Source organism: Brenneria roseae subsp. roseae (assembly GCF_003115845.1).
Lineage (GTDB): Bacteria > Pseudomonadota > Gammaproteobacteria > Enterobacterales > Enterobacteriaceae > Brenneria > Brenneria roseae.
This window is the reverse complement of the sequence record NZ_KZ819022.1, coordinates 171329-196723: the sequence shown is the minus strand read 5'-3', so window position 1 is coordinate 196723 and position 25395 is coordinate 171329. Positions and strand designations below refer to the sequence as shown.

The following is a 25395-nucleotide window of genomic DNA, read 5'->3' as shown; positions in this document are numbered from 1 at the left end:
CAAAAGTCCGTTGCTGACATCATGTAACATTGGCAGACAAGGGGCCCCCTTTTTTCCATGGTGGGCATCAATCCATCTCATACACCGTAAGGAACGTACCAATGGATGTCTCACAGATTGCATCACTTGCCACCGACCTCAGTAACCTACAGACCAGTAGTGAGGCCAGCGCGCTGGTGCTGAAAAAAGCGCTCGACAACCAAGAGGCTGTTGCTGCCGGTATTCTTCAGGCATTGCCGCCGTTACCGGCTAATCCGGCAATCGGGCGCAACATCAATACCACCGCGTAAAATCCATCCTCCCCGTCCGGTTTTCGGGCGGGATTTCGTTTCCAGCGTAAGCAGACTATTCCTTTCCTGAAATATAAATTCTCTTTTACCGAATGTGCGAAAAGAAGATCGAACGCGATCTTTTTTGTTCAGGCAGATTGACCTATCCCTGCGCTTGTGCCTAAATGAAAAACAGCGAATATTCGCTTCCATTGGAGATTTACCGGTAATGTCCACGCTTACCCATAAACGACAATTATCAATACGCCCTCGACGAAGTGGTTCTCGTATTGCTCGTGCCGTGTTACTCATCAGTTTTTTCATTCTTTTAGGTCGTTTCGCCTACTCCACCGTCAGCGCATTTGTCTATCATCAGGACAAACAACAACAGCGTGTTGAACAATCCCTCGCCCCTGCCGCAGATAATGTGCTAATTAATAAGAAAGAATAGCGCCAAACCTTATCTGACCCATTTTATGTTCTGATTTTTTATAAGGACGCTGAGACGCCCTCGCTTTGTTACATTATTCATCCAGGAATATCCACGGCCTACGGTTTTGTACACCGAACTCTGAATATAAAACATAAAAAAACGGCCGCATGGCGCATGCGTCGCCAGCGCATTTTTTTCTTGTCAACTTAAGCGATCCCAAACGCCTATTCGTACTTAGCGATCCATAAACCATCAGGCTGAAACATTATATCGCTATTCTTAATTCTCTGATTTTGCGCTACGTTTATTCATGAACGGACTTTTACAGGGGCACTCGCTCACCGTTACACGCCTGCATTTCAGTCGGAAACAGAATAACGGAAATAAAAATCAGATCAGGAACGCCAAACATAGAGCGGAAATCACCCATGTCGACAGTAAAAAAACTGAGCGCCCAGCGGCGTCGTATCTCACTTCTCTTATTGGAAAACAAGGAGTTGGTTGAAGATATTCTCAACCGACAGCCTCGCGTTACTGCCAAAGAAAACAAACAATTACTCGATCAAACGGCCGAAATCTGCCAGTTGATCGCCGAATTGCATGCTGCCGACCTGGCCGATCTGCTGGAATCATTGCCGCATGATGAACGCCTGGCCCTGTGGCGGCTAATCCCCATTGAAAAGCGCGGACGCGTGTTGATTGAAGTGTCGGACAGCATTTCTGACGACCTGATCAAGGACATGAAGGATAAAGAAATCCTGAGAGCGGTGCGCATACTGGATGTGGATGAACAGGCACAGCTGTCGCGTCGCCTGCCTCGCAGCCTGCTGGGGAGAATATTGACCACGCTGGAGGCCAGGCAGCGGGCACAGCTACGGGAAGCGATTAACTACGACGAAGATTGCATCGGCTATCTGATGGATTTCAAACTCATCACCATCCGTGCCGATGTCACGCTGGCCGCGGTTCAGCGTTACCTGCGTTACCGTAAAACCATCCCAGACTCCACCGATAAACTGTTCGTCACCGATAGAAAAAATACGCTGATTGGCGAGCTCTCTCTGGCGGATATTTTACTGCACCCGCCCAAAACGCCGGTTGCGACGGTCATGGAAACCCATCCGCTGATGTTCCAGCCTGAAGAGCGACTCGAAGAGGCATCGGGCGCATTTGAGCGTTACAACCTGATCTCCACCGCCGTCGTCGATAGCAAAGGCAAGCTGATGGGACGCCTGACGGTCGAAGATATTATGGATGTCGTGAATAAAGAAAGTGACAGCCATCTGCGTCGTTCGGGCGGGTTAACCCCATCCGAAGATGTGTACGCCCCGGTCTATAAAGCGGTGCGTAACCGTTGGGCATGGCTGGCCATCAATCTCTGCACCGCACTGGTCGCCTCACGCGTCATCGGTCTGTTTGAAGATACGCTCGCCCATCTGGTGGCGCTGGCGACGCTGATGCCCATTGTTGCCGGTATCGGAGGCAACACCGGTAATCAGACCATCACCATGATTGTACGGGCGCTGGCGCTACACCAGTTGGAGCACGGCAAAAAATCTTACCTGTTGCTGAAAGAGTTAGGGGTGGCGCTGGTCAACGGCGTGATATGGGGCTCCATTATGGGGCTGGTGACCTATGCGCTGTATGGCAATATGGCAATGGGCGGAGTCATGATGCTGGCCATCTTGCTTAATCTGTTGCTGGCGGCGCTGATGGGCGTATTGATCCCGCTATCGATGGTCGCTCTCGGGCGCGACCCTGCGGTGGGCTCCAGCGTGATGATTACGGCCATCACCGATACCGGCGGATTTTTTATTTTTCTGGGGCTGGCGACCCTATTTTTATTACCGTGAATGCGGTATGGCCGTTGCAAAACGCAGGTTGATGACCCATGTTTCAGGTTTCCTCCTCCCCTTCTTCTCAGGGAGGGAGGAAAGGTAATAGCTTAGGCCGAAAAGCGCATCTAAATCCGTTCTTAGTCTCAATTCAGCCGCCCGGCCCCATCTGACGGCTGGCACAGATATATCGAGGGGGTTAAGCCGGTGCGAACGGGATATTCGCGTTCAATCACCTGAATAACGTCGTTCGTCAGCGCCGACGGGATCAGCGCGACGATGCAACCGCCAAAGCCGCCGCCGGTCATCCTTACGCCCCCGCGCCCGCCGACGTGCTCCTTAATCAGCTCAACCAGCGTATCAATCTGTGGCACGGTGATTTCAAAATCATCACGCATAGAAACATGTGATTCCGCCATCAGCGTAAACAGCCGTTCCGCATCCTGACGCGCCAGTGCATCGGCGGCTTCCAGCGTGCGGCTATTTTCCGTGATAACATGCCGGGCGCGGCGGGCTACCAGCGGATCGAGCCCTCCCGCCCCCGCTTCAAACTGCGGCAGAGAAAGATCGCGCAGCGCTTTGACGCCAAAATGACGAGCCGCCGCTTCGCACTGCTGGCGGCGCGTGTTGTACTCACTGTCCACCAGCCCGCGGCGAACATTGGAATTAACAATCAGCACGTCCACGCCAGCCAACATCCGCACGGCACGACCTTCCAGAGAACGGCAATCGATCAACAGCGCATGACCCGCCTGCCCCTGAGCGGAAATAAACTGATCCATGATACCGCAGCTACAGCCCACAAAATCGTTCTCTGCCTGCTGTCCCGTCAGTGCCAGATCTAATTGGCTCACACTCAGGTTATTCAGTGTCTTGAATGTCTGACCGATCGCCACCTCCAGCGAGGCGGAAGAACTCAGTCCGGCCCCCGACGGCACATTCCCTGAAATCACCATATCCATACCGCTGAGCGACAGCCCGCGCGCTTGCAGGAACTTGACGGTTCCCCGCACATAGTTGGCCCAGGTGTATTCCGGATGACGTTCAATGTCGCGGGTAAGATCGAACTCGTCCTGCTGGCTATCGCTGTTTACCGCCACGACCCGTACCATGCTGTCCTGCCGCACGGCAGCGCTGATGACCGTCTGATAGTCGATAGCACAGGGCAACACAAAACCGTCGTTATAGTCGGTATGTTCCCCGATCAGGTTCACCCGGCCGGGCGCCTGAATATTGGCATCCGGCGCATAGCCGAACACATGGACAAAGACGGACTCGGCAGACTGTCGCAGAGAATCGATACGGCTCATAAAATGACCTCAAATTTGCTCATGGAAATGAATATCACTCACGCCGCGCAGGCGTTCAGCAGCCTGTTCTGCCGTCAGATCGCGCTGCGCTTCAGCCAGCATCTCGTAGCCGACCATAAACTTGCGCACGCTGGCAGAGCGTAATAATGGGGGATAAAAGTGGGCATGAAGCTGCCAGTGGGTGTTATCTTCGCCATTGAACGGCGCCCCATGCCATCCCATCGAATAAGGGAATGAACACTGAAACAGGTTATCGTAACGGCTGGTCAATTTTTTCAGCGCAACGGCCAAATCGTCCCGCTGGGCATCGTTCAGCTGTGGTAACCGCTGTACGGCAAACTTAGGCAGCAGCAGCGTTTCAAACGGCCAGGAGGCCCAATAAGGGACAACGGCCAGCCAGTGTTCCGTTTCCACGACCAGACGCGTTCCCTCCGCCAGCTCGCGCTGAACATAATCCAGCAGCAACGGCGCACCATATTGAGCAAAGTAATCACGCTGATGCCGATCTTCACGCCGTGCTTCGTTCGGTAAAAAATCGTTGGCCCATATCTGCCCGTGCGGATGCGGGTTAGAACACCCCATCATCGCACCTTTGTTTTCAAAGACCTGAATCCATGAATAGCGTTTCCCCAACTCCGACGTCTGCTGGCTCCAGGTGTCGATCACGCCTCTCAGCGCAGGCAGCGCAAGCTCTGGCAGGCTTTTACCGTGATCGGGCGAGAAACAGATCACACGGCTGACGCCTCGGGCGCGCTCAATACGAAACAGCGGATCATCGCGCACGGGTACGGCCGGGGTATCTTCCATCAGGGCCGAAAAATCATTCGTGAAAACAAACGTTCCCTGATATTGCGGATTAATATCGCCGGTGATCCGTGTGTTACCCGCGCACAGATAGCAGCTCGGATCGTGAGACGGTCGCGTACTACGATCGGGCTCGTCCTGCTGTCCTTGCCATGGACGTTTGGCCCGATGCGGCGACACCAGCACCCACTCGCCTTTCAGCGGATTAAAACGGCGATGCGGGTGTTCAGTTGGTTCAAACAGCATAAGATCATTCCTCAAAACAAGACATAAACTCTGTACGGCCGCGCGATATCTGTTCAGTCGTCAACAGGATGCGCCACGCCACCGCCTTTTGTCTGGGAGATACATCAGATAAATTCACAGCGCAAAGCCGTTCAGACCTAAAGATGTAATCAGTTTCACGAAAAAATAAGCAATAATCATGCTCATATCATTAAATCCGGCGCAATAAGGCCTGTTGACTTATCGTTTAAGTGTAATCGGTTACCCTAAATTTAAACCTCGGAATACCGTTTGGGAAGAGACAAGTTGGAAATGATTGTTGATACAGATCACATAAGCACGGTCTGGGTACCGCAAGGAAGGTGGCGAATAGGTAACATCAATAGAAAACCTGTACATTTATAAGCATAAGCCACCTGTTTTTTCTCATAATCTGTGCGTTAGGCTATACCTGAAGTTATTGGAGCGACATGCAGCAAGATGGCTCGAGCGAGTCCCGATACACTTACCCGGATAAGTGGTTCACATGGGCAAGCGCAGCCAACAATGCCGCCGCTTCAGGAAAGAAAGGTATATAAAACATAAAAACCCTCTGGTATTTATGTCACACGACAACGCATTTCACTGCTCAGGAATGCTCAATGGCAACAATAAAGGATGTCGCTCGTCTATCAGGTGTATCCGTTGCAACGGTCTCGCGGGTTATCAACAATTCCCCAAAAGCCAGCAGCGCTTCACGGGAAGCCGTGCATAAGGCAATGGCTGAGTTACAGTATCATCCAAACGCCAATGCCCGCGCGCTTGCCCACCAAAGTGCGGAAACGCTTGGCATTGTGGTCGCGGATGTTTCCGATCCTTTCTTCGGCACCATGGTCAAATCCGTGGAACAGATCGCTCAGCAAACAGGAAAGTTTCTGCTCATCGGCAATGGCTATCACAACGCCGAACAGGAAAAAAAAGCGATCGAACAGCTGATTCGGCATCGCTGTGCCGGACTGGTGGTACACGCCAAAATGATTTCCGATCAGGAACTGGCGACGTTGATGAGCCATATACCGGATATGGTGTTGATCAACCGCACGCTGCCGGGTTACGAAACCCGCTGCGTCGCGCTGGATGACCGTTACGGTTCCTGGCTGTCCACCCGTCATCTGATTCAGGAAGGGCATCAGAAAATCGGTTTCCTCTGCTCGAACCACCAGATTTCCGACTCATTCGACCGTCTGCAAGGCTATATTGATGCCTTACAGGAGCATGGTATTGAACTGGATGAACGCCTGATTGCCCGGGCATCGCCGGATGAACTGGGCGGAGAATCGGCGATGACCGAGTTGCTCAGCCGCGGCGGCAATATGACGGCCGTGGTGTGTTACAACGACTCCATGGCGGCCGGCGCCCTGTCGGTGCTGAGTGATAATAGCATTAACGTGCCGCAGGATATGTCCGTGGTGGGGTTTGATGATGTTCTGATCGCCCGTTATCTGCGCCCGCGGTTAACCACCATACATTATCCGGTTTCAGCGATGGCAATACACGCAGCGGAGCTGGCCATTGCGCTGTCTCATGGCACGCCACTCAAAGAAACCACCAACATGTTCAGTCCGACATTGGTTCGTCGCCATTCCGTCAGCGCGCCGCCGCAAAAGAAATCGCCGTCGAACGGTTGACGGCACCGCCGCATCCGGTTCTCCCGCAGGACAAATCGTCCCTGAGGGGAACCGCCACCCAGAGCGCCAAACGGCGCGCCCTGCAATTCCCTTTACTCCGCCGTCATCACATCGGTCACCACGCCTTGCAGGTAACAAAGTAGGCGTTCTCACTCCTCAGTGCCTTGTTTCACTCATTCTCTGCCGCACCGATCGGTAAAACAACAAACCGGCAAATAAATTTAAATGCTGAATTTTATATCTCTGACGAAACATAAAACTGATTACACCGCAAAGATAGAAAATTAACCCCGAATAATCATTATTATGCAGCATTAAATCAAATTAACCCAACGTTAAGCATTGTAAAAAGCAGTGTAACTATTTTGTATTTTGTGAGTGTAATCATGTCACGAGTCATTTTATTACCCCATAATCCCCTCGCCATTTAGTGAAACCGATTACCCTAAAAGATCACACACTGACAACGTAATTCACGGTTATCTGTGAAAATAGAAAGGAATTTCCATGAAAGAGAAAATACTGACGACTTCTGTCGCTCTTGCCATCGCGCTCACCGCAGCAAACGCCTATGCAGTTGATTTTTCTGGTTACTTTAGATCAGGCGTTGGCGTTTCCAATGATGGGAAAGAGCAAACGGGCAACCAAAGCAAACTTGGCCGTTTGGGTAATGAAGGCGATACCTATGCAGAAATTGGGCTGGGGCAGCAATTATACAATGAAGACGGTAAAACGTTTTACGTTGACAGCATGATATCGATGTCATCGGATGGTTCCAACGATAACGAAACCACGAAAAATGATGATACGGAATTTGGCCTGCGCCAGTTCAACCTGCAAGCCACAGGCTTTATTACCGCGTTTCCCGAAGCCACTATCTGGGCCGGTAAACGTTATTATCAGCGCCGTGATATCCATATCATTGATACTAAATATTACAACATTTCAGGTGCCGGCGCGGGCATCGAGAATATCAAGGCGGGTGAAGGCGCATTCTCCTTTGCCTGGATACGCGGCGACGGCGAAAATATGGATGTTGACCTGACCGGCATTTGCGCAGGCAATACCGATCCGAACTGCGTGAACGATCAGAGTGAAAGAGACAAATATGACGATCTCAACATCAACTTCCTTGATGCCCGTTATGCCGGCTGGAAGCCATGGAACGGCGCCTGGACAGAGTTCGGCGTCACTTATGCCATGCCCAATGAACGAGATGTACAAAAAAATATCCTCCGAGCCAACGACGCCCCCTATGACGTCAAAAACGGCATTATGCTGACGGCTGAAGTCGGACACTATTTCTCTGGGTTGAACACCAACCAGAAGCTGGTATTGCAATATGCCGATAAAGGTATGGCGCAAAACATGGTGTCGCAAGGGGGAGGCTGGTATGACGTCTGGAACAACAACACCAGCGCGACGGGTTACCGTGTGATCCAGACCGGCGATTTGCCACTGGGCGATCGTGTGGCCATCAGCCATGTATTAACCTACGGCAAAGCCGAGAAAACCAGCCGCTGGAGTGATGAACGAGAGCTTTTCTCTGCTGTCGCCCGTGGCCAATATGCCTGGAACAAGAACCATAAAACTTATCTGGAAGTGGGGACGTTCCATGAATCCGAAACATGGACCAGTGGTGACAAAGATAAATACAGCGGCCAGAAGTATACGATTGCCCAGGCGCTCACCGCAGACATTCCGATGTTGACCCGTCCTGAACTGCGCTTCTATGTCTCTTATCTGAAAGATGGCGAAGGCCGCTCCTTCAATGACGGTACACGCAACAACACCATGAATTTCGGTATCCAGGCCGAAGCCTGGTGGTAATAAACCCCCAGATAAAACAAAGCTCAGCGGCATTTTGCCGCTGAGCTTTTATTTCCCCACAAGATAGCACCCCGTACTCCTTTGTCGCCCTGCTTAGCAACACGCCGGCGCGTTTTTAGCGCGCCGGCGTGGAACAGTTACACCGCAAATCGTAAATTTTCAGCGTAAGTTACAGTCTGGTTTCGTTAATGCGCAGTCCCGCTTCGTCGAACACCAGACAGTTGCCCGGTGAGAAGAATACGTCAATATTCTGATACGGTTTAAAATCGCTGTCCCCTGCTAACAGAAGTTTGAAGTTATCGATGCCACAGCACTGTCCGAACAAATAGGTGCTGTTTCCCAAACGCTCAACGACCTCACAACCAAAAGCAAGGCGAATCCCCTCCCCCTGCGGCATTACGTGCTCAGGACGCAGCCCCAGCGTCACCGTGTCGCCGGCCACCAGTTCGCGGGTTCGAATCGGAAGCTCAAGATCCAACCGTTCCGCGACATTGACGCTAAGCATATCGGACGTCCAGGCGGTTACCTGAGCGGGCAGAAAATTCATTTTCGGCGAACCGATGAAGCCCGCCACAAACTGGTTAACCGGCCGATAGTAAAGCTCCATCGGCGAGCCAACCTGTTCAACTTTACCGTAATTCATCACAACGATTTTATCGGCCAACGTCATCGCTTCAACCTGATCGTGCGTCACGTAGATCATGGTCGTCTTCAGTTCCTGATGCAGCCTGGCAATATGTAAACGCATGTCGACACGCAGCTCGGCATCCAGGTTCGAGAGCGGCTCATCAAACAAGAAGACCTTAGGGTTGCGCACAATGGCGCGACCAATCGCGACACGCTGCCGCTGCCCGCCGGATAGCTCTTTCGGCTTACGCTCCAGCAGATGAGAGAGTTGCAACGTCTTCGCCACCATGTCGATCTGGTGTTTAATCTGATCTTTCGGTACGCCATTGACGCGTAACCCATATCCCATGTTTTCAGCGACGGTCATATGTGGGTACAGCGCATAGGACTGAAACACCATGGCGACACCACGATGCGACGGTGTCACATCGTTGACCACGGTATCATCAATCATGATCTCACCACCGGTGACATCTTCCAGTCCGGCAATCATTCTCAGCAGCGTTGACTTACCACATCCAGAAGGCCCAACGAAAACGGCGAATTCCCCATCGGCAATCGCCAGGTTGATATCGTGAAGCGTCACATTCTTACCAAAATGCTTACTAACTCTCGCCAGCTGGATCGCCGCCATAACAATAACCTCTTGATAATTTTGATTTTCATAGCTCAGGCGTTGAATAAAACCGCCAGATCTTTCCCTGTGCAACCTGGCTTCGCCATCACACTGTAATGCGATAACGTCGGGTAAAACGCCGCTATATTCTGGTCATGGCATCAATATAACAGCATGGTGTAACCGTTTGCACAAACAGGGGGTTACTTTTGTGCATAAGATCACAGCCTTTACATGTTTCACTGGCAGACGTGGCGCACTCTGCTTAATGTAATCGTCGCCGGTGTAACCGTTACCCTATTTTATGACGTTTCTCTTTCTGCAAGGAAAGCGGATAACCGAGGCGACACAGCTGGCAGCAATATGCGTGAATCTCTTATTAATTAATCGATTACTGGATCCCTTCGTTCGATTCAGCATCACGCAGCAAAAAGCCGATCGGCTCTATTGATATATGCCGGAAGCAGAGTTTACCGCCTAATCCGTCGTAATCAGGTGTTTTATGTAACGTTACAATGAAATAGCCAGCGTCGGTGTGAAGGAAGGTAAGCGAGGATTTCCTTACCATGATTTTTGCCTGACATGATTTATGCCTAACAACAGCGCGAGGATTAATAATGAAAATGAAAACATTGACGACCGTCATGATGATATCACTGGGTATCACAGGAATTTTCAGCAAATCGGCCTTATCCGCCGAGCAGGAACTCCTGGTATGGGAAGACATAAAAAAATCCGACGGGATTGCCGATGCAATTAAGGCCTTTGAAGCACAGAACAATGTCAAAATCAAAGTGCTGGAATCCCCTTATGCGCAGCAGATTGAAAAACTCCGTCTCGATGGCCCGGCAGGCATCGGTCCTGACGTCTTTGTTATGCCCCACGATCAAATCGGTACGGCAGTGGTACAAGGGCTGATAACTGAACTGAACCCCGACCCGACTTACCTCGCCAGCTTTACCAAACCCGCATTGGAGGCACAAACCTACAATGGCAAGCTGTATGGCATTCCTAAAGCGGTGGAAACCATCGTACTGGTATACAACAAAGATTTAATGCCGCAGCCGCCGGAAAAATTTGACGACCTGTTTACCTTCTCCGCACAGCAACGATCTGAAGGCCGTTACGGTCTGCTGGCAAAATTCGATGAAATCTATTACGCCTATGGCGTGATCGCCGGCATGGGCGGCTACATTTTCGGCCAGAACAGCAATGGTTCGCCGAACGTCAAAGACATTGGCCTGGATAAAAAAGCCACTATCGATGCGGTTAACTACATCAAGAAATTCTATGCCGATGGTCTGTTCCCGCCGGGCATTGTCGGTGAAACCGGCGCCAACGCCATCGACTCCCTGTTTACCGAGAAAAAAGCCGCGGCGGTCATTACCGGTCCCTGGGCATTCCAGCCTTATAAAAATGCGGGCGTTAACTATGGCGTCGCCCCGCTGCCATTGCTGCCTAACGGCGAGCACCCACGTTCTCTGTTGGGCGTAAAAGGCTACAGCATCTCCACCTACTCCAAAAACAAAGCGCTGGCGCAGAAGTTTATCGAGTTCATCAACCAGCCTGAATACGCCAAAATTCGCTTCCAGATGACGGGTGAAATCCCGCCAATCACCGCACTGGTTGACGATCCTCTCATCAAGAATGATGAAAAAGCACGCGCCGTTGCGATTCAGTCCGGTTATGCCGTACCGATGCCGAGCGTGCCAGAGATGCAGGAAGTCTGGACACCCGCCAACAGCGCCCTGCAACTGAGCGTGACGGGCAAACAAGATACCAAGGCCGCGCTGGAATCCGCCGTGAAAACCATAAACATGCAGATCGAAGCCAACCACAGTAACCAATAAGCCATCGCATCATGGTTGGTGAGCATGGGTAAACCCGGCGTTTGGCGTTTACCCATGTTCTTGATAGACAGGAGGTATAGTGTGATCGTCAATACTCGCGGCCTTGCGCAACATGAAGGTGGCAGTCGCCATGCAAGACTCGCGCTCTTGCTGGGGCTGATCCCCGGACTCGGGCAAATTTATAACCGCCAGTTTGTTAAAGGCGCTTTTTTTTCCGTTGTCATCGTCTGCTTCATCAGCGTATTTCATGACTTTTTACGGGAAGGCACCTGGGGATTAATTACGCTGGGTACAGAACTGCCACGCGATCACTCCATTTTTTTGCTGGCGAAAGGGATTATCAGCCTGATCGTTGCCGCCTTCGGCATCGGTGTTTACTACTATAGCCTGCGTGATGCCTATGCTTGCGGCGCCAGACGGGATAACGGTCTGCCGCTGAGCAGCATAAAAAAACAGTATCAGTTATTGCTGAGTGAAGGCTTCCCCTACCTGATGATCACCCCCGGTTTTATCCTGCTGGTGTTCGTGGTGATTTTCCCCATCATCTTCGGTTTTTCGATTGCCTTTACCAATTACGATCTGTATCACACGCCGCCTGCCAAGCTGGTTGACTGGGTCGGCATGAAGAACTTTATCAATATTTTCCGGCTCGATTTGTGGCGTTCCACCTTCTTTGACGTACTGCAATGGACGGTCATCTGGACGCTTATCGCTACCACATTACAGTGTGCCGTCGGTATTCTGCTGGCCATTCTGGTGAATCAGAAAGGGCTGCGTTTCAAACCGTTGATTCGTACCATTCTGATTTTACCGTGGGCGGTGCCGGGTTTTGTCACCATCCTGGTATTTGCCGGCATGTTCAACGAAACCTTCGGGGTAATCAATAACGGGATTCTGGCGGCGTGGGGCATTGAACCCAAAGCCTGGATGACCGATCCGTTCTGGACCAAAACCGCGCTGATTCTGATGCAAACCTGGCTCGGATTCCCGTTCGTATTCGCCATGACGACCGGCGTTCTGCAAGCGATTCCCGACGATCTCTATGAAGCCGCCACCATTGACGGAGCAAGCAGTTGGTACAAGCTGACGACGATTACCTTGCCGCTGGTGCTTTACTCCATTGCCCCGATCATCATCACGCAGTACACGTTCAATTTTAACAACTTCAACATCATCTATCTGTTCAATAACGGTGGGCCGGCGGTCATCGGCTCCAACGCGGGCGGAACGGATATTCTGGTTTCATGGATTTACAAACTCACGATGTCGTCTTCCCAGTACGCGATTGCCGCCAGCATCACCATACTGCTGTCGATTTTTGTGGTAGGCATCGCGCTATGGCAGTTCCGTGCGACCAACTCCTTTAAACAAGACAACATGGCCTAGGGAAGCACACCGATGAAAATGAAACACAGCGCAAAAAGGCAGAATTTCATCAAGCTCGGGCTGACCTATCTGCTGCTGATGGTGGCCGTCATTATCATTTATCCGCTGATCTGGACGGTGGGCGCTTCCCTGAATCCTGGCAGCAGCCTGCTGAATACCTCCATTATTCCGGAGAATTTTTCATTTATTCATTATCAGGAGCTGTTTAACGGGCAAATCGATTATGCGTCCTGGTATTGGAACTCGATGAAAATCAGCCTGCTGACCATGATTCTAACCCTGATCAGCGTCAGCTTTACCGCCTACTCGTTCTCCCGTTTTCGCTTTCGCGGACGTCAGAACGGGCTGATGTTGTTCCTGCTGTTGCAGATGATCCCGCAGTTCTCCGCGCTAATCGCCATCTTTGTACTGGCGCAAATGCTGGGACTGGTTAACAGCCATATCGCCCTGGTGCTGGTGTATGTCGGCGGCATGATCCCAATGAATACCTATCTGATGAAAGGTTATCTGGATGCCATTCCCAAGGATCTGGATGAGTCGGCCAGAATGGATGGAGCCGGTAATTTCCGCATCTTCATCGAAATTATCATGCCGTTGTCGAAGCCGATCATTGCGGTTATCGCCCTGTTTTCCTTCACCGGTCCGCTGGGGGATTTCATTCTGGCGAGCACCATTTTACGCACCCCGGATCAGTTCACGCTGCCGATCGGGTTGTACAACCTGGTCGCGCAAAAGATGGGGGCCAGCTACACCACTTACGCGGCCGGGGCCGTATTGATTGCCGTGCCCGTCGCCATTCTTTATCTCTCTTTGCAAAAGTATTTTGTTTCTGGCCTGACCTCGGGCGGAACCAAAGGATAACGACATCAACATCTGTATACATTCCAGGAACGTCAAAATGAAAATGAAAAAACGCGTACTGATGGCCGCCATGCTCGCGACCGGCCTGTTGTCCTTCTCCCTGCCGCAAACGCTGCACGCGGCGGAAAATGTCACCATCAATAAGCTGCTGAACGTCCCTGCCGATTTTATCAAAGGCGCGGATATCTCCATGCTGCATGAAGTGGAAAAGCATGGCGGCAAGTTCTATGACGAACAGGGCAGGCAAAAAGACGCCATACTGATCCTGAAAGAAAACGGGATTAACACTATCCGTCTGCGCATCTGGAACGATCCGAAAGATGCGGCAGGTAACGCCTACGGCGGCGGTAACAACGATTTGGCTACCACACTGGCGCTGGCCAAACGCGCCAAAGCCAACGGCATGAAGCTGCTGCTGGATTTCCACTACAGTGATTTCTGGACCGATCCGGCCCATCAGAATAAGCCCAAAGCCTGGGACAGCCTGAACATGGAGCAGTTGACGGCAGCAGTTCACGATTACACCAAAACCACTATCAGCGAATTCAGGAAAGCCGGCGTGATGCCGGATATGGTGCAGGTGGGTAACGAACTGAACGGCGGTATGCTGTGGCCGGAAGGTAAAAGCTGGGGCCAGGGCGGCGGTGAATTTGATCGCCTGGCGACGCTGTTGAAAGCCGGGATTCAGGGCGTCAAAGACGCGCAGGGCGCGGACGATAACGTCAAGATCATGTTGCATCTGGCGGAAGGCACCAAAAACGACACCTTTATCTGGTGGTTTGATGAAATTACCAAACGCAACGTTCCGTTCGATATCATCGGCGCGTCGTTCTACACCTACTGGAACGGTCCGATCAGCGCGCTGCAATACAACATGAATGACGTTACCAAGCGCTACAACAAAGACATCATCGTTGTTGAGGCCGCTTACGCCTACACGCTGGAAAACTGCGACAACGCGGAAAACAGCTTCCAGCAGAAAGAGCTGGATGCAGGCGGCTACCCGGCGTCCGTACAAGGTCAGGCAGACTATCTTCACGACCTGATGCAAAGCGTTATCAACGTGCCGGACCATCGTGGCAAAGGCGTATTTTACTGGGAACCGATCTGGCTGCCGACGCCTGGCGCCACCTGGGCGACCAAAGCCGGTATGAAATACAACAAGGATGAATGGAAGGAAGGCAACGCCCGGGAAAATCAGGCGCTGTTCAACTGTCAGGGCAACGTGCTGCCGTCAATCAAAGTATTTAACCAGCATTGATGGCCCTCTGATTCTGTCCTGATTTGCTTCACTCGCAGACCTCCATCGCCCCGGAGAGGACGGCGGTGGAAGGGATTGTCATCGATCTGCCGGATAGTCAGTCCGTACCGGCAATGTTTTATCCTATAGGAGAACGAGATGTTCAAGTTTCCCCCACTCAGCAGCAAGGTTCCCGTTCTGCTGCACGGCGCCGATTACAACCCGGATCAATGGCTGGATAGCCCTGAAGTCCTGGCCAACGACATTGAGATGATGAAGCAAACCCAGTGCAACGTTATGTCAGTCGGCATTTTCAGCTGGTCCGCGCTGGAGCCGCAAGAGGGACGGTATCAGTTTGGCTGGCTGGATAACATCCTGGATCGCTTGTACGCCAACGGTATTTTCGTCTTTCTGGCTACGCCGAGCGGCGCGCGCCCGGCATGGTTGTCCGGGAAATATCCCGAAGTGTTGCGGGTGGGGAGCGATCAGATGCGGGCCCTGCACGGTGGTCGTCACAATCACTGCCTGACCTCGCCGGTTTACCGAGAGAAAGTTCGGCAAATCAATACGAAACTGGCTCAACGTTATTCTCATCATCCTGCGGTGATTGGCTGGCATATTTCCAATGAATACAGCGGGGAATGTCACTGCCATTTTTGTCAGAATGCATTCCGACACTGGCTGAAATCACGCTACGGCACGCTGGAGGCGCTGAATAAAGCCTGGTGGAGTTCATTCTGGAGCCATATCTATACCGACTGGTCACAGATCGAACCGCCCTCTCCTGTAGGGGAAATGTCTATCCACGGCCTGAATCTGGACTGGAAACGTTTCAATACCGCACAAGTCACCGATTTCTGCGCCGCTGAAATTCAGCCGCTGAAAGCGGAAAACCCGTCATTGCCAACCACCACCAATTTCATGGAATATTTCTATGATTATGATTACTGGCAATTAGCAAAAGCGATCGATTTCATCTCCTGGGACAGTTATCCGCTATGGCATAAGGAAGAAGATGATTGCACGCTGGGCGCTTATATCGCGATGTATCACGACCTGATGCGTACGTTGAAAGGCGGAAAACCCTTCTATCTGATGGAATCTACGCCCAGCATGACCAACTGGCAGCCTATCAGCAAGTTGAAGAAACCCGGCATGCATATTCTGTCTTCACTTCAGGCCGTCGCCCACGGTTCCGACTCCGTACAGTATTTCCAATGGCGCAAAAGCCGGGGATCGGTTGAGAAATTTCACGGCGCAGTGGTCGACCATGTGGGTCACATCGACACGCGAGTAGGGCGGGAGGTACAGGCGCTGGGCGAAATACTGACGAAACTTGCTCCAGTCGCAGGAAGCCGGGTCGAAGCCAACGTCGCGATCGTTTTTGACTGGGAAAGCCGCTGGGCAATGGATAATGCTCAGGGCCCGCGTAACGCCGGTCTGTTCTATGAAAAAACCGTCACCGAGCATTACCGGCCGTTCTGGGAACAGGGTGTGGCCGTGGATGTGATCAATGCCGACGCCGATCTCACCGCTTATCAACTGGTTATCGCGCCGATGCTATATATGGTGCGTGATGGATTTGCCGAACGCGTCGATAGCTTTGTGCAGAAAGGCGGGCGTTTCGTCACAACCTACTGGTCAGGGATCGTGAATGAAACCGATCTCTGCCACCTTGGCGGCTTCCCCGGACCGCTACGCCCTATTATGGGCATCTGGGCTGAGGAAATTGACAGTCTGTACGATCATGAAAGCAACAGCATCAGCGGGTTGGCGCAGAATGACCATCAGTTGCAGGGGCCTTATACGGTCACGCATCTGTGTGAGATTATCCATCTGGAAGGCGCCCGCGCCCTGGCGCATTACAACAGTGATTTTTATGCCGGACGTCCGGCCGTCACGGTGAACGACTACGGTCATGGCAAAGCGTACTACATCGCTTCCCGTAATGATCTGACCTTCCAGCGCGATTTTTTCACGACGCTGATACAAGAGCTGAAGCTGCCACAGGCGCTGCCGACCTCACTGCCATCAGGGGTGACGGCCCAGCGCCGCAGCGATGGTGAAAGCGAGTTTATTTTCGTGCAGAACTATATGGGACACGCGCAGCGCATCGTACTACCGGCGACCTATGAGGAAATGACCACCGGCGAATCCTTATCCGGGGATATCACCATTCAGGGATACGGCTGCCGGGTACTGCGTCGTGCCGTCAGCGCGGCAGGCTAAACGGCATATCCAATGGCTTTCAAGATGCTGACCAACGTTAGAATTGGTCAGCCAAACCAAAGAAGGTGACGACGATGGGGAAAATCCACAAATTCAAGAAATTGTTCACATCAATGCTTGGCAAGAAGCAACTATCGGAAATCGAGATCGCATCGCCAATGGATGAAGAGAATCTACAGCAGTTGGTCAGTGCGTTCGGCGGCAAAGAGAATATTGTCAGTCTGGATGCCTGCATTACCCGTCTGCGTGTCGAGGTACACAGTCTGCGGTTGGTCAACAGCGCTCATCTGCAAAAACTTGGCGCACTGGGGGTCATTATTGTCGGCCATCAGGTACAGGCGATCTTCGGTAAACAGTCCGATAATCTGCGACACGAACTGGCGACGCTATTCGAACTCAATACCCCTGACCCGCGCTGACCGCGCGTCGCTGGCGTTCATCCTGAATCGCATCTGCGATTCAGGATGTGTTTACCGTCTATCTCCGTGCAGCGACACGCGTAACCGCGGTGCGCCGCCGCATCAGGCCTGCCGGGCCGCCGCCAGATATTTCGCCATTTCGTCGGGCGGCACCATACCGCCGCCGGTCGCCCAGACCAGATGCGTCGCCCGCTGCATCATGCCAGCGTCCATCCCCATACGATGTTGGTACGCCGTATCCGCACACACCCGCAGCGGACCGGCCATGCCGGCCAGCGCGGAGGGTTCCAGTTGAATGCCTTCACAGTCATCAAGCAGGCCAAGCAGCTCATACATTTCCCGATCGCTCAGGGTATAAAACCCGTCCAGCAGGCGCTCCATCGCCCGTCCGACGAAGCCGGAGGCGCGGCCCACGGCCAGCCCGTCTGCCGCCGTCAGATTATCAATACCGATATCCTGTACCGAGATCCCATCATGCAGCCCGGTATGAACGCCTAACAGCATACAGGGCGAATGGGTCGGCTCAGCAAAAATACAGTGTACGCAATCGCCGAACGCCAGCTTCAGGCCAAACGCCACGCCGCCGGGCCCCCCGCCCACGCCGCACGGCAGATAGACAAACAGCGGGTGCTGCTCATCAACCTGCAAATTCATCTGTTCAAACTGCCGACGCAGGCGGTTTCCGGCTACGGCATACCCCAGAAACAGCGTGCGCGAATTTTCATCGTCGATGAAAAAGCAGTGGGGATCAGACTCCGCCTCTTTTCGTCCCTGCGCCACGGCAACGCCATAATCTTCGGCGTACTCCACCACATTCACGCCATTATCGCGCAGCTTTTGCTTTTTCCAGGCGCGGGCGTCGGCAGACATGTGTACGCTGACGCTGAAGCCCAATTTAGCGCTCATGATGCCAATCGACATCCCCAGATTGCCGGTAGAGCCCACCGCAATGCTGTACTGACTGAAAAACCGGCGAAATTTGTCGGAACAGAGAATGCGGTAATCATCCTCCAGACTGAGCATGCCTGCGTCCAACGCCAGTTTTTCCGCATGGGCCAGGACTTCATAAATTCCCCCCCGCGCCTTGATAGAGCCGGAAATTGGCAGGTGGCTATCTTTTTTCAACCATACCTGACCGGCGATCGTCTGCTGGTAGCGCTGCTCCAGCGCTTTCTGCATCGCCGGAATGGCCACCACCTCGGACTCAATGATGCCCATCGTTCTGGCCGTTTCCGGAAAAGCCAGGCATAGAAAAGGAGCAAAGCGCTGCAAACGGGCTTCCGCATCGGCAACATCCTCTGCCGTCAGTCCGACATAGGGCAGCCCTTGTTCCAGCGATGTTACGTTGGGGTTAAACCAGGTGACAGCGTCTAAATCGATGAGGCGCTGCACCAATGGATATTGCACAACGAGTTTTTCAATTTCGGTCTTGTTCATCACTTTTCTCTTCTTGATCACACAACATAAGAAAGCAGGAAGGTCGCGCCCAGCGCAATCAACGAGGCAATAAAGGTCGCCACGGTGTAATACCTGAATGTCTCACTCAACGTCGCGCCGCAATACTGCTTCACCAGCCAGAACAGGGAATCCGTCACGATGGTACAACCGATGGCGCCGGAGCCGATAGCCAACGTAATGATCTCCGGGCTGATGTCTGGATACAGAGGCAACACCGGCGCGACAATGGCGGTCGCCCCCATCATCGCCACCGTGGCGGAGCCCACGGCGGCGTGCAGAATGATGGCGACCAGCCACGCCAGCAGAATCGGGTGCATGTGCATATTCGACAGCACCGCCGCCAGCGTATCGGCCAATCCGCTCGCTTTGAGGATGCCGTTAAACGCGCCGCCCGCCCCGATAATCAGCAGAATATTGGCGATGGAGGAGAAGCAGTCTTCCGTTTTGGTCAGCAGCGTACTCATCCCCATATTCCGGCGAATGCCCAGCACGTAATAGGCGACAAACGCGGCGATAAACATGGCCGTGATGGGATTACCGATAAACTCCAGGAAGTTGTACAGCGCAGAACCTTTTTCCATGTTCAGTTCCGCTGCGGTTTTGATCAGCATCAGCACAATCGGCAGCAGTACGGTGAACAACGTGGCGCCCAGCGAGGGCAGATCCTCTTCCCGGCGCACCTCCAGTTCTGAAAACGCCGCGGGCACGGTTTTAAATGGCAGACGGTTACCGAGAAACTTGAGGAACAGCGGGCCGCCGATCAGTGAAGCAACCAGCCCGACGAGCAGGCCATAAACGATCACCGAGCCAATATCCGCGCCCAGTTTATTGGTGACATACAGCGCCGCCGGATGGGGAGGCACCACGCAGTGAACGGCCATCAGCGCGGTACACAGCGGGATGGCCAGTTTCAGCAGTGAAGTATGGGTCTTTTTGGCAATGGAGAATGCCAGCGGAATCAACAGCACGACCCCAACCTCCACGAACAGGGTAATACCGCAGATCAATCCCACCAGCACCATGATGACGTCCGGCGACAGCCAGCGGCACTTTTGCAACGTAATACCGATACGCTCCGCCGCGCCGGAAACTTCCATCATCTTGCCCAGAATCGTCCCCAGACCAATAACGGCGGCAAGAAACCCGAGCGTTCCGCCGATCCCGCCTTCAATGGCGTTTACCATGTCCAGCGGGTTCATCCCCATCAGCGCGCCAACATAGAAACTGGCCAGCAGCAGCGCCAGGAAAGGGTGCACTTTGAATTTAACGATAGTCAATATGATGATGATTATGCTTGTTAATAAGGTACAGACTACCCAGATTTGTTCGTTCATATCTGTTCTCAGCCATGTTGAATTTACCCTGCTATTGGATAAGAAGTTGACAGAGCTGACAAACGATCAAAAATACGCTACGCATGAAGCAGATTAAATCAAATACGTGATATTGGTCATAACCCCGCCATAATCCTGCTTTTGCATCATAAGAATTCATCCTTATACACCGCAGCCCGGATAATTACGCTATGCTCGCATCATCCAGAAACCATCACTGAACTCAGCCATGTACGACGCCAACCATTATCTTGTCCGAAATAAACACCTGAACGGCTACCAGTTATCGCGGCTACACACCTTTGAAGTCGCCGCCCGCCACTGCTCCTTTGCGCTGGCGGCAGAAGAGCTATCCCTGACCCCCAGCGCCGTCAGCCACCGTATCAATCATCTGGAAGATGAGCTGGGTTTTCGCCTGTTTCAGCGCTTCCACCGCAGGGTGGAACTGACCCCGGAAGGCGAACGGCTGTTTTCCGTGTTCAAATCATCGCTTAACTACCTCAATCAGGAGATCCTGGAGATCAAAAGCCAGGAACTCTCTGGGGTGCTGACCGTCTATTCCCGGCCATCCGTCGCCCAATGCTGGCTGGTGCCGAAGCTGGCTGACTTTGCCCGTCATTACCCGGCCATCAGCCTGAATATTCTGACCGGCAATGAGATGGTGGATTTCAGCGGCGCGGGCATCGATTTGGCCATTTACTTCGACGACAAAACGCCGGAAAAACTGGCCTGCGAGCATCTGATGGATGAATCGATGGTGCCGGTATGCAGCCCGGAATACGCCCAGCGTTTTGACCTGATCGCCAAGCCGGACAATCTGCGCCGCTGCACGTTATTACACGATCGGCAGGCATGGAGCTATGACTCGGACGTCGGTGAATGGAGCGCCTGGGCCAGCCATTTTTCGATAGCGCTTGATGAAAGACAGTGCGGGATGGGATTTGATCGCTCCGATCTGGCGGTGATCGCCGCCATGAACCATATCGGCGTGGCGATGGGGCGACGTAAACTGGTAAGCAAACGGCTGGAAAGCAAAGAACTGATCGTGCCGTTTCCGGGGCTGGAAATGAAGTGCGAACAGCGCTACTACATCACCACCTTGTCGGACCGGCAGTGGCCAAAAATCAACGCGTTTATCCAATGGCTGAAAAATCAGGCCCGGAATACCTGATCGACAAAGCCGTAAGCTCCCCCCGATTTGGCAAAAGCGGATGACTAACGCGCTTGACTGATGAAAATATCGCCTGCCAAAGGTGGTATCAAAATAATGAATGGATAAAAGTGCCTCCATAACGAGATACACCGTTTAGTTTCGATATCTTCCCAAGATATAATTGCGTTTTTGTGTTCTTCATCTCATTTTTAGTGAACGCGTTACATAGAATGACGTGGAAAACTTGGCCTGCCTCATATTTGGAGCAAACATGTCTCTATCCCATATTGCGCAATTTGTTTTGGCGTTGGTTGTCATTGCCGCTCTGGCGCTACTTGTCTGCCGGGATCGTAAAAGCATCCGTATCCGTTTTATTATTCAACTGCTGGTTATTGAAATCCTGCTGGCCTACTTTTTCCTCTATTCGAATATCGGGTTGGGTGCGGTAAAAGGGGTCGCGGCGCTCTTCGATAAACTGCTCGGATTCGCCGGTCAGGGGACTGATTTCGTCTTCGGTGACATGGTCAATAGTGAAAAGAACCTGATCTCGTTCTTCTTCAAAGTGCTCTGCCCTATCGTCTTCATTTCTGCGCTGATCGGGATTTTGCAATACATCAAAGTGCTGCCCATCATCATTCGTGTGATCGGTACGGTACTGTCCAAAGTGAATGGCATGGGGAAACTCGAATCCTTTAACGCCGTCAGTTCACTGATTCTCGGCCAGTCCGAAAACTTCATTGCCTACAAAGACATTTTGGGCAAGATGTCCGAAAAACGGATGTACACCATGGCCGCCACCGCCATGTCGACGGTTTCCATGTCCATCGTCGGCGCCTACATGTCCATGCTCGATGCCAAGTTCGTGGTCGCCGCCCTGATCCTGAACATGTTCAGTACCTTTATCGTGCTGTCACTCATCAATCCTTACAAAGTGGGCGACGAACCGGAGCTACAGTTAGGTAATCTGCACGAGGGTCAGAGCTTTTTTGAAATGCTGGGCGAATATATCCTGGCCGGTTTCAAAGTCGCGGTTATCGTTGCCGCCATGCTGATTGGCTTTATCGCCCTGATCGCCGCCATTAACGCCATTTTCAGCGCCGTCTTCGGCGTGAGCTTCCAGGATATCCTCGGCTACGCTTTCTATCCGTTTGCCTGGATTATGGGTATCCCCTCTCATGAAGCCCTGCAAGTTGGCAGCATTATGGCGACCAAACTTGTATCCAATGAATTCGTGGCCATGCTGGAGCTGCAAAAAGTAGCGGACACGCTGTCGCCGCGCAGTGTGGGCATCCTGTCTGTCTTCCTGGTGTCTTTCGCCAACTTTTCATCGATCGGTATTATCGCCGGTGCGATTAAAGGTCTGAATGAACAACAGGGCAACGTGGTTTCCCGTTTCGGTCTGAAACTGGTTTATGGTTCAACGCTGGTGAGCATTCTTTCCGCATCTATCGCAGGATTGGTGCTGTAACACGATGTCTAAACCGGGAACAATAAGTTCCCGGTTTTACCTTCAGAAAGGAATACAGCAGGCTCCTTGTTCCGCGCCGGAAAGCCGCTCACGCAGCGCGGTAAAAAGTTCCCTGCCGCACCCCTGATGGTAGGGCGTTAAATCATACGGTTTAACGACGCGCTGCGTTAGCACCTCATCCTCAACCCGTAGTGAAATCTCCCCGGTGTGTCCGTTAATACGGATGATGTCGCCAGTGCGGATTTTCGCCAGCAGCCCGCCATCACAGGCCTCCGGGGTGACATGTATCGCTGACGGCACTTTCCCCGAGGCGCCCGACAGACGGCCATCGGTGACCAGCGCCACGCGAAACCCTTTATCCATCAGCACCCCCAGCGGCGGCATCAGCTTATGCAACTCCGGCATGCCCACGGCTTGCGGTCCCTGATAGCGCACCACGACGACACAATCCTTATCCAGCTCACCGCGGTCAAAGGCGGGGCCCACGTCATGCTGGCTGTCAAACACCACCGCCGGCGCTTCAACGATCAGCGCATCATCGGGAACCGCTGAGGTTTTCATCACGGCGCGGCCTATATTACCGGACAGCACTTTTAATCCGCCGTGTGGCGAATAAGGCTGGCCGACAGCGGTAATGACCGACGTATCCATCGAGATCTCCGGGCCACTCCGCCACCGAAGGCCTTCTTCTGCAAGATAAGGTTCCAGGGTGTAACGCTGCAATCCCCGGCCGGCAACCGTTTCCACATCCTCATGCAGCAGACCGCTATTGAGTAATTCACGCACCAGCAAGGGAACGCCACCCGCGGCCTGGAAGTAGTTAATATCCGCCGGACCATTCGGATAAATACGGCACAGCAGGGGAACAACCTCAGACAACCGGGAAAAATCATCCCAGTTGATCAGAATCCCGGCGGCGCGGGCGATGGCGATCAGATGCATGGTAAGATTCGTCGATCCGCCGCTGGCCAGCAGCGCCACAATGCCATTGACGATAACCTGTTCATTGACCAGATGACCGACGGGCAGATAATTGCCGGAAACCGCCGTCATACGCACAATCTGACGAGCGGCGGCATCATTCAACGCCTGACGCAAGGGCGTATCAGGATGCACAAAAGACGCTCCGGGCAAATGCAGCCCCATAACCTCCATGACCATCTGGTTAGAATTGGCCGTACCGTAAAACGTGCAGGTGCCAATACCGTGATAGGACGCGGCTTCTGCTTCCAGCAGCGCCTGACGATCGACCTTTCCTTCTGCGTAAAGCTGCCTTACCCGCACTTTTTCTTTATTAGGCAACCCGCTGGTCATCGGCCCGGCAGGAATAAACAGAGCCGGCAGATGACCAAACGACAGCGCCGCCATCAACAGGCCGGGAACAATTTTGTCACACACGCCGAGATACAGGGCCCCGTCAAACATGTTATGCGACAACCCCACCGCCGCGGACATGGCGATAACGTCGCGGCTCATTAGCGACAGCTCCATACCGTCCTGCCCTTGCGTCACGCCATCACACATGGCCGGTACGCCGCCCGCCACCTGCCCCACGGCGCCGACGGTACGTAAAGCCGATTTTAACTGCTCCGGATAATGCTCGTAGGGCTGATGGGCGGAAAGCATGTCGTTATACGCCGTAATAATCGCGATATCGCTATGCACCATATTTCTGAGCACCGCTTTATCATCGGGCGTACAGGCGGCGAAACCGTGCGCCAGGTTGCCGCAGGCCAGTTGGGAGCGCTGAACTTTCGTCTCTTTGGCGGCGGCAATCCGGTCAAGATATGCCCGACGGCTCGCCGCTGAACGCGTAATAATTTGCTGTGTGACGCACTCAACGACAGGGTTCATTGAGCCTCCTGCATCAGGCGGTCAAGCGTTTCTTCTGTCAGACCGGCAAAACGCGCCAACACGCCGACCAGAAAATAGTGATCTTCACGATGCGGCGCGCCCGATACCACCACGCTGCCCACGATCCCGGCATGTTTAACCTGTAAGGGGAATCCGCCGCCAAACGCGGCATAGTCACGTTCATTGACCCCATAACGGGCAGACAACGTGGTCTGGCGCACTTGTAACATCAGGCTGGCGGCATAGGAACTCATCTCCAGCAGTTCCACCACATTACGTTTACGGCGCAGCCAATCCAGATTTTCCTGCGTCGTACCCGGCATGGCATAGCTGAACCAGGTTTGGTGATTAACGGTAATACTCATCGCCAACGACAGAGACTGGCGTTCCGCCTGATGTTTTATTGCTTCGCCCAATGACCAGGCCAGTTGGCGATTAAATTCAGGTAAAACAATCAACTGCTGCTGTTGTTGACATAATTCAAACTGGTGCTGCACATTCATAACCCACTCCGACTTCTACACTAC

20 protein-coding genes are annotated in these 25395 nt (G+C 52.8%); 13 read left to right on the top strand and 7 right to left on the bottom strand.

Features of this window, described 5'->3' with window-relative positions; genetic code table 11:
• Nucleotides 1–101 precede the first annotated feature (101 nt).
• From DDT52_RS00935 to mgtE, 3 genes are all read left to right on the top strand, one after another.
• Entirely contained in the window at nucleotides 102–290 is a 189-nt protein-coding gene (locus tag DDT52_RS00935; protein ID WP_109055126.1) for a YjfB family protein, read from the top strand.
• Between the two features lie 208 nt (nucleotides 291–498).
• Nucleotides 499–720 (top strand): YfgG family protein, encoded by a 222-nt coding sequence (locus tag DDT52_RS00930; protein WP_136154713.1) that lies wholly within the window; start codon nucleotides 499–501, stop codon nucleotides 718–720.
• A gap of 410 nt (nucleotides 721–1130) precedes the next feature.
• Nucleotides 1131–2555 carry a magnesium transporter gene (mgtE, locus tag DDT52_RS00925; RefSeq protein ID WP_136154712.1) on the top strand — a complete coding sequence of 475 codons (1425 nt, stop codon included), beginning with the start codon at nucleotides 1131–1133 and terminating at the stop codon, nucleotides 2553–2555.
• Between the two features lie 128 nt (nucleotides 2556–2683).
• Here the strand turns inward: mgtE and galK are convergent, their stop codons facing one another.
• A complete protein-coding gene (gene galK, locus DDT52_RS00920; protein WP_136154711.1) occupies nucleotides 2684–3847 on the bottom strand; it encodes a galactokinase in 1164 nt (387 codons plus the stop codon).
• Nucleotides 3848–3856: 9 nt separating this feature from the next.
• Complete coding sequence (gene galT, locus DDT52_RS00915; protein ID WP_136154710.1) at nucleotides 3857–4897, bottom strand: galactose-1-phosphate uridylyltransferase; 1041 nt, start codon at nucleotides 4895–4897, stop codon at nucleotides 3857–3859.
• Between the two features lie 620 nt (nucleotides 4898–5517).
• On the opposite strand from galT, the gene galR reads away from it, so the two are divergent.
• Together galR and DDT52_RS00905 are read left to right on the top strand one after the other, a co-directional pair.
• Nucleotides 5518–6543: an HTH-type transcriptional regulator GalR gene (gene galR / locus DDT52_RS00910; RefSeq protein WP_109055121.1), complete on the top strand. Its 1026-nt coding sequence runs from the start codon at nucleotides 5518–5520 to the stop codon at nucleotides 6541–6543.
• Between the two features lie 507 nt (nucleotides 6544–7050).
• Nucleotides 7051–8373: a maltoporin gene (locus tag DDT52_RS00905; RefSeq protein WP_136154709.1), complete on the top strand. Its 1323-nt coding sequence runs from the start codon at nucleotides 7051–7053 to the stop codon at nucleotides 8371–8373.
• A 169-nt stretch (nucleotides 8374–8542) separates the two neighbouring features.
• Here DDT52_RS00905 and DDT52_RS00900 read toward each other — a convergent pair whose 3' ends face one another.
• The gene (locus tag DDT52_RS00900) at nucleotides 8543–9634 is read right to left on the bottom strand and encodes an ABC transporter ATP-binding protein (protein ID WP_136154708.1); all 1092 of its coding nucleotides are present in this window, start codon (nucleotides 9632–9634) and stop codon (nucleotides 8543–8545) included.
• A 599-nt stretch (nucleotides 9635–10233) separates the two neighbouring features.
• Here DDT52_RS00900 and DDT52_RS00895 point away from each other — a divergent pair.
• From DDT52_RS00895 to DDT52_RS00870, 6 genes are all read left to right on the top strand, one after another.
• Nucleotides 10234–11466: an extracellular solute-binding protein gene (locus DDT52_RS00895; protein ID WP_136154707.1), complete on the top strand. Its 1233-nt coding sequence runs from the start codon at nucleotides 10234–10236 to the stop codon at nucleotides 11464–11466.
• Between the two features lie 81 nt (nucleotides 11467–11547).
• Nucleotides 11548–12852 carry a carbohydrate ABC transporter permease gene (locus DDT52_RS00890; protein ID WP_136154706.1) on the top strand — a complete coding sequence of 435 codons (1305 nt, stop codon included), beginning with the start codon at nucleotides 11548–11550 and terminating at the stop codon, nucleotides 12850–12852.
• A 12-nt stretch (nucleotides 12853–12864) separates the two neighbouring features.
• Complete coding sequence (locus DDT52_RS00885) at nucleotides 12865–13713, top strand: sugar ABC transporter permease (protein WP_136154705.1); 849 nt, start codon at nucleotides 12865–12867, stop codon at nucleotides 13711–13713.
• 37 nt (nucleotides 13714–13750) lie between these two features.
• Nucleotides 13751–14974, top strand: coding sequence for a glycoside hydrolase family 53 protein (locus tag DDT52_RS00880; RefSeq protein WP_136154704.1), 1224 nt, complete (start codon nucleotides 13751–13753; stop codon nucleotides 14972–14974).
• Between the two features lie 138 nt (nucleotides 14975–15112).
• Entirely contained in the window at nucleotides 15113–17182 is a 2070-nt protein-coding gene (locus DDT52_RS00875) for a beta-galactosidase (RefSeq protein ID WP_136154703.1), read from the top strand.
• A 74-nt stretch (nucleotides 17183–17256) separates the two neighbouring features.
• Complete coding sequence (locus DDT52_RS00870; RefSeq protein WP_136154702.1) at nucleotides 17257–17601, top strand: PTS sugar transporter subunit IIB; 345 nt, start codon at nucleotides 17257–17259, stop codon at nucleotides 17599–17601.
• A gap of 102 nt (nucleotides 17602–17703) precedes the next feature.
• Here DDT52_RS00870 and dsdA read toward each other — a convergent pair whose 3' ends face one another.
• Nucleotides 17704–19038, bottom strand: a complete 1335-nt coding sequence (dsdA, locus tag DDT52_RS00865; protein WP_136154701.1) for a D-serine ammonia-lyase — start codon at nucleotides 19036–19038, stop codon at nucleotides 17704–17706.
• Nucleotides 19039–19055: 17 nt separating this feature from the next.
• Entirely contained in the window at nucleotides 19056–20393 is a 1338-nt protein-coding gene (gene dsdX / locus DDT52_RS00860; protein ID WP_136154700.1) for a D-serine transporter DsdX, read from the bottom strand.
• Nucleotides 20394–20622: 229 nt separating this feature from the next.
• Between dsdX and dsdC the strand changes: the two genes are divergently transcribed.
• Together dsdC and DDT52_RS00850 are read left to right on the top strand one after the other, a co-directional pair.
• Nucleotides 20623–21564, top strand: coding sequence for a DNA-binding transcriptional regulator DsdC (dsdC, locus tag DDT52_RS00855; protein WP_136154699.1), 942 nt, complete (start codon nucleotides 20623–20625; stop codon nucleotides 21562–21564).
• A gap of 253 nt (nucleotides 21565–21817) precedes the next feature.
• Complete coding sequence (locus DDT52_RS00850) at nucleotides 21818–23014, top strand: NupC/NupG family nucleoside CNT transporter (protein WP_136154698.1); 1197 nt, start codon at nucleotides 21818–21820, stop codon at nucleotides 23012–23014.
• A gap of 42 nt (nucleotides 23015–23056) precedes the next feature.
• Here DDT52_RS00850 and edd read toward each other — a convergent pair whose 3' ends face one another.
• On the bottom strand, nucleotides 23057–24868 hold the full coding sequence (gene edd, locus DDT52_RS00845; RefSeq protein ID WP_136154697.1) for a phosphogluconate dehydratase: 1812 nt from the start codon (nucleotides 24866–24868) through the stop codon (nucleotides 23057–23059).
• On the bottom strand, nucleotides 24865–25371 hold the full coding sequence (locus tag DDT52_RS00840) for a heme-degrading domain-containing protein (RefSeq protein WP_136154696.1): 507 nt from the start codon (nucleotides 25369–25371) through the stop codon (nucleotides 24865–24867). The genes edd and DDT52_RS00840 overlap by 4 nt, the downstream gene beginning before the upstream one ends.
• Nucleotides 25372–25395: the final 24 nt, after the last annotated feature.

Excerpts from the sequence above, each read along its gene's own strand:
- DDT52_RS00935 (WP_109055126.1), top strand. The coding sequence starts at position 102 with ATGGATGTCTCACAGATTGCATCACTTGCCACCGACCTCAGTAACCTA.
- DDT52_RS00930 (WP_136154713.1), top strand. The coding sequence starts at position 499 with ATGTCCACGCTTACCCATAAACGACAATTATCAATACGCCCTCGACGA.
- mgtE (WP_136154712.1), top strand. The coding sequence starts at position 1,131 with ATGTCGACAGTAAAAAAACTGAGCGCCCAGCGGCGTCGTATCTCACTT.
- galK (WP_136154711.1), bottom strand. The coding sequence starts at position 3,847 with ATGAGCCGTATCGATTCTCTGCGACAGTCTGCCGAGTCCGTCTTTGTC.
- galT (WP_136154710.1), bottom strand. The coding sequence starts at position 4,897 with ATGCTGTTTGAACCAACTGAACACCCGCATCGCCGTTTTAATCCGCTG.
- galR (WP_109055121.1), top strand. The coding sequence starts at position 5,518 with ATGGCAACAATAAAGGATGTCGCTCGTCTATCAGGTGTATCCGTTGCA.
- DDT52_RS00905 (WP_136154709.1), top strand. The coding sequence starts at position 7,051 with ATGAAAGAGAAAATACTGACGACTTCTGTCGCTCTTGCCATCGCGCTC.
- DDT52_RS00900 (WP_136154708.1), bottom strand. The coding sequence starts at position 9,634 with ATGGCGGCGATCCAGCTGGCGAGAGTTAGTAAGCATTTTGGTAAGAAT.
- DDT52_RS00895 (WP_136154707.1), top strand. The coding sequence starts at position 10,234 with ATGAAAATGAAAACATTGACGACCGTCATGATGATATCACTGGGTATC.
- DDT52_RS00885 (WP_136154705.1), top strand. The coding sequence starts at position 12,865 with ATGAAAATGAAACACAGCGCAAAAAGGCAGAATTTCATCAAGCTCGGG.
- DDT52_RS00880 (WP_136154704.1), top strand. The coding sequence starts at position 13,751 with ATGAAAATGAAAAAACGCGTACTGATGGCCGCCATGCTCGCGACCGGC.
- DDT52_RS00875 (WP_136154703.1), top strand. The coding sequence starts at position 15,113 with ATGTTCAAGTTTCCCCCACTCAGCAGCAAGGTTCCCGTTCTGCTGCAC.
- DDT52_RS00870 (WP_136154702.1), top strand. The coding sequence starts at position 17,257 with ATGGGGAAAATCCACAAATTCAAGAAATTGTTCACATCAATGCTTGGC.
- dsdA (WP_136154701.1), bottom strand. The coding sequence starts at position 19,038 with ATGAACAAGACCGAAATTGAAAAACTCGTTGTGCAATATCCATTGGTG.
- dsdX (WP_136154700.1), bottom strand. The coding sequence starts at position 20,393 with ATGAACGAACAAATCTGGGTAGTCTGTACCTTATTAACAAGCATAATC.
- dsdC (WP_136154699.1), top strand. The coding sequence starts at position 20,623 with ATGTACGACGCCAACCATTATCTTGTCCGAAATAAACACCTGAACGGC.
- DDT52_RS00850 (WP_136154698.1), top strand. The coding sequence starts at position 21,818 with ATGTCTCTATCCCATATTGCGCAATTTGTTTTGGCGTTGGTTGTCATT.
- edd (WP_136154697.1), bottom strand. The coding sequence starts at position 24,868 with ATGAACCCTGTCGTTGAGTGCGTCACACAGCAAATTATTACGCGTTCA.
- DDT52_RS00840 (WP_136154696.1), bottom strand. The coding sequence starts at position 25,371 with ATGAATGTGCAGCACCAGTTTGAATTATGTCAACAACAGCAGCAGTTG.